We start from the raw sequence: 5,191 nt of genomic DNA on the forward strand, positions 1-5,191 counted from the left end.
GGTGCCGACGGTGGTGGTGGTGCTGGAGGCGCTGCCGCTGACGGCGAACGGGAAGGTGGACCGCAGGGAGCTGCCGGAGCCGGAGGCGGTGACGTCACCGGAAGACGCCTACGAAGCACCACGAGAGGGGTTGGAAGCGAAGCTGGCGGAGGTGTTCAGCGAAGTGCTGGGAGCGAAGCGAGTCGGGAGGAAGGACGACTTCTTCGAACTCGGAGGACACTCGCTGCTGGCGACGCAGGTGGTGGCGCGAGTGCGCGCACTCACTGGCATTGACCTCCCGCTGCGGACTCTCTTCGAAGCACCGACCCTCGAAGCGCTCGCGAGACGTCTCGATTCCTCGCGTGGGGACAGCACGACGCCCGACGTCTTCCCACTGGTCCCTCGGCCTCGCTCTGGCCCGCCGCCGCTGTCGTTCGCGCAGCAGCGCCTGTGGTTCTTCGAACAGCTCTCTCCTGGCAGCGCCGCCTACAACGTACCGATCCACCTCCAGGTGAATGGGGCGCTGCGAATCGACGCGCTCGAGCGCGCGTTCTCCGCATTGGTGGCGCGTCACGAATCCCTGCGCACCAGCTTCGCCCTGCACGAGGGGGAGCCAGTCCAGGTCATCCACGCCCCCGACGACTTCCAGCTCGCCTTCGAGGACCTGAGCGCGTTGTCCGAAGTGGGCCGCCGGAGCGCGGTGCGGCGCCGTGCCGTCGAGGAGTCGCTGCGCCCGTTCGACCTCGGACAGCCCAGGCTCCTGCGCGCCACGCTGCTCCGACTCGCTCCCGAGCAACATGTGCTGTCGCTGGTGATGCACCACATCGTCTCGGACGGCTGGTCCCTGGGCGTGCTGGTGCGAGAACTCGGCGCGCTCTACGTGGCCTTCTCCGAGGGACAACAGGCACCGCTGCCCGCGCTCCCTGTGCAGTACGCGGACTACGCGCTCTGGCAACGCGAGTGGCTGAGCGGAACGCGACTGGAGACGCAGCTCGACTGGTGGAGGGAGCGGCTCGCCGGATCGCCCCCGCATCTGGAGTTGCCCATCAAGGGGCCTCGCCCCGCGGTCCAATCGCAGCGAGGCGCCACCGTCCCCGTACGGCTCCCGGGCGCGCTGCGAGACGCGGTGGGCGCGCTGGCCCGCGAGACGGGAACCACCCCATTCATGGTGTTGCTCTCGGCGTTCCAGGTGTTGCTGTCCCGCTACTCGGGGCAGGACGACATCAGCGTGGGATCGCCCATCGCGGGCCGCCGGTATGCGGAGACGGAGGGCCTCATCGGCTTCTTCGTCAACACGTTGGTCCTGCGCGCGCGGGTGCAGCCCGCGGAGACGTTCCTCCAACTGCTGGCCCAGGTCCGTGAGACCACGCTCGGGGCCTACGAGCACCAGGACCTCCCCTTCGAGAAGCTGGTGGAGGCGCTGCGTCCCGCCCGCGACTTGAGCCGCACCGCGCTGTTCCAGGTCCTGTTCGTCCTGCAGAACGCTCCGGTGGAGGCGCTCGAGCTCCCCGCGTTGTCCCTCGTGCCGTTGGAGACGGAGGGCACGGAGGCCGCGCGCTTCGAGCTGTCCCTGAACCTGAGCGAGACCTCGGAGGGAATCACGGGAACACTGCTGTTCAACTCGGACCTGTTCTCCGAGTCCACGGCGGCGCGCATGGTGGCGCACCTTCAGGTGCTGCTGGAGGCGCTCACCGCGAACCCTGGCCAGCGCCTCTCCGCGCTGCCGCTGATGACGCCAGCCGAGCGGCAACAGGTCCTGGGCTCGTGGTCCACGACCCCTGCGGACTTCTCGAACGCGGCGCCGTTGCATGTGCTCATCGAGCAACAGGCGGCCCGAACCCCCATGGCGCCCGCCGTGCGCTACGAGGACGTGCTGCTGTCGTACGCGCAGCTCGACGCACGAGCCAATCAGCTCGCGAGGCATCTGCGGGAGCTCGGCGTCGGGCCCGACGTCCCGGTGGCGCTGTGCCTGGAGCGGAGCGTGGAGTTGGTGGTGGCGCTGCTGGGTGTCCTGAAGGCCGGAGGTGCCTACGTGCCGCTGGAGCCAGCACAGCCCGCGACGCGTCTTCGCGTGCTCGTGGAGGAGGTCGCCGCGCCCGTCGTGGTGACGGAGTCTCGTCACGCTGCTTCGTTCGAGGCCTGCGCCGCGCATCGGGTGTTGATGGACCGGGACGCCGCGCTGCTAGCGGGGCATTCAGCAGCCGCGCCGGCCGTGCTGGTCGCGCCGGAGAACACCGCATACGTGTTGTTCACCTCGGGCAGCACGGGGCGTCCCAAGGGCGTGGCCGTGTCACACGGGGCGCTGGTCAACTACGTCCAGGCCGCGACCGAGCGGCTCGGGCTGCGTGAGTGCGCGAGCTTCGCGTTGGTGTCCACCTTCGGCGCGGACCTGGGCAACACGGTGCTGTTCCCGGCGCTGTGTACGGGAGGCGTGCTGCATGTCCTCTCGTCCGAGCGCATGGGGAATCCCATGGGCGTGGCGGAGTACTTCCAGCGTCACCCGGTGGACTGCGTGAAGATGGTGCCCGCGCACCTCTCCGCCTGGTTGACGGCGCCGGAGCCGGCGCGAGTGCTGCCTCGCAAGCGACTGGTCCTGGGTGGCGAATCCTCGACGTGGGCGCTGGCGGAGCAGGTGCGTGCCCTGGCCCCGACGCTGGAGGTGTTCAACCACTACGGCCCCACGGAGACGACCGTGGGTGTGCTCGCGGGACCGGTGGATGCGGTGGTCCGGGCGGCGACCGTGCCGCTGGGGCGGCCGTTGGCGAAGGCGCGCGTGTACGTGCTGGATGCCGAGCTGCGTCCGGTGCCGACCGGAGTGCCCGGCGAGCTGTTCATCGGCGGCGAGCAGGTGGCGCGTGGGTATCTGGGGCGCCCTGACCTGACGGCGGAGCGTTTCGGTCCGGACCCGTTCAGCCCTGTGTCGGGGGCTCGGATGTACCGCACGGGGGACAGGGTGCGGTGGCTCGAGGATGGCAGGGTGGAGTTCCTGGGCCGCGCGGACTTCCAGGTGAAGGTGCGAGGCTTCCGCGTGGAGCCTGGAGAGGTGGCGGCGGTCCTGCGCGAGCATCCCTCGGTGGGTGACGCGGTGGTGGTGGCTCGCGAGGACGCGGCTGGTGACAAGCGGCTGGTCGCGTATGTCATCGCGAGCGCCTCGGGAGTCGTGGACCTGGGGATGTTGCGAGGCTTCCTCCAGGAGCGCTTGCCCGCGCACATGGTGCCCTCGGGCTTCATGATGCTGGAGGCGTTGCCGCTGACGCCGAATGGCAAGCTGGATCGCCGGGCGTTGCCCGAACCGGAGGCGGGGGCTCTGGCTTCAGGCGCGGTGCATGTGCCGCCCGCGACGCCGATGGAGGAGTCGCTGGCCTCCATCTGGAAGGAGGTCCTGCGAGTCGAGCGCGTGAGTCGTCACGATGACTTCTTCGCGCTGGGTGGGCATTCGCTCATCGCGACGCAGGTGGTGGCGCGGCTGCGTGGCTCGCTGGGCGTGGAGGTGCCGCTGAGGGCGCTCTTCGAGGCGCCCACGCTGGAGGGACTTGCGCGCAAGGTGGAGCAGGTCGCGCGAGCCGTTTCGGTACCGGCGTTGCGGCCCTCCGCGCGGCAGGGGGCACTGCCGTTGTCCTTCGCTCAGCAGCGCCTGTGGTTCCTCGACAAGCTCGAACCTGGGAGTGTCACGTACAACGTCCCGTCGGCGCTCCGGTTGGAGGGGGCTCTCGATGTGGAGGCGCTGGAGCGAGCGTTCTCCGAGGTGATTCGTCGTCACGAGAACCTGCGCACCAGCTTCCCTGATGAGGGCGGTGTGCCCGTGCAGGTGATCTCCCCACCATCGCCGTTCCAGTTCCGTCGAGTCGATCTGCACGAGGAGACGGAGCGAGAGTCGACGTTGCTGCGTCTCGTCGGCGAGGAGGTCGCGCGGCCGTTCAATCTGTCGCGCGGACCGCTGCTGAGGGTGACGTTGGTGAGGCTCTCCGAGGAGGAGCACGTGTTGGTGGTGGTGCTGCACCACATCGTGTCGGACGGCTGGTCGACGGGGCTGTTGGTGAGGGAAGTGGCGGCGCTCTACGGGGCGTATGCGGAGGGGAATCCGTCGCCGCTGGGCGAGCTGCCGGTGCAGTACGGGGACTATGCGGAGTGGCAGCGAGGGTGGTTGCAGGGGGAGGTGCTGGAGCAGCAGGTGGAGTACTGGCGCAAGCAGTTGGAGGGAGCGCCAAGGGCTCTGGAGTTGGTGACGGACAAACCGAGGCCGGCGGCGCAAAGCTTCCGGGGTGGCTTCGTCCAGACGCAGTGGCCGAAGGAGCTATGGAGGAAGGTGGAGGAGGTGAGTCGTCGTGAAGGGGTGACACCCTTCATGGTGTTGCTGAGCGCGTACCAGGTGGTGCTGTCGAGGCACGCGGGGCAGCGGGAAGTGGTGGTGGGTTTCCCGATTGCAGGGCGTACGCACGCGGAGACCGAAGGGCTGATCGGGTACTTCGCGAACACGCTGGTGCTGAGAGGGCGAGTGGAGGAGGGGGAGACGTTCGGGGAGTTGGTGGGGAGGGCGAAGGAGGTGACGTTGGGTGCGTACGCTCACCAGGACGTGCCATTCGAGAAGCTGGTGGAGGAGCTGCTGCCGGAACGGGATTTGAGCCGCAGTCCGCTGTTCCAGGTGAGCCTGACGTTGCAGAACACGCCCGGGGTGGAGGTGAAGCTGGGGAAGGGGCTGGTGCTGAAGGGGCTGGAGACGGACACGAAGACGTCGAAGTTCGACTTCTCGTTGCTCGTGGGAGAGGGGCCGGACGGAGTGGCGGTGGTGCTGAACTACAACAGCGACCTGTTCGAGGAAGGGACAGCGGAGCGGTTGATGAGGCACGTGAGGCGAGTGCTGGAAGGGGGCGTGGAGGGGTGGGGGAAGCGTGTGAGGGAGTTGCCGCTGGAGACGGAGGAGGAGCGGCGGCGGGTGGTGGCGTGGAGCGGCCGAGGCTCATCGCGCGCGGAGAGGCTTGGCGCAGAGCCTCGTGAGAATGAACAGCAGGAGGCGCGACGCCAGCACGGACAGAGCCCGCGGTCGTTGCATGAGCAGACCCTGGCCGGGCTGTTCGAAGCGACGGTGGCCGCTGGACCTGATGCGGTCGCGGTGGTCGACGCCGCCGGTGAGTCATTGACGTACGGGCAGCTCAACGAGAGAGCGAACCAGCTGGCGCACCACTTGAGGAGCGTGGGAGTGGGCCCCGAGGTG

At 68.8% G+C, this 5,191-nt stretch carries 1 protein-coding gene; it reads left to right on the forward strand.

Annotated features, from left to right (window positions below; all coding sequences use genetic code 11):
* On the forward strand, positions 1–5,191 hold a 5,191-nt coding region (locus tag K8625_RS43370; RefSeq protein ID WP_223786079.1), incomplete at both ends, for a non-ribosomal peptide synthetase.

Origin of the sequence: Myxococcus sp. AS-1-15, from assembly GCF_020037055.1 — a bacterium.
Lineage (GTDB): Bacteria > Myxococcota > Myxococcia > Myxococcales > Myxococcaceae > Myxococcus > Myxococcus fulvus.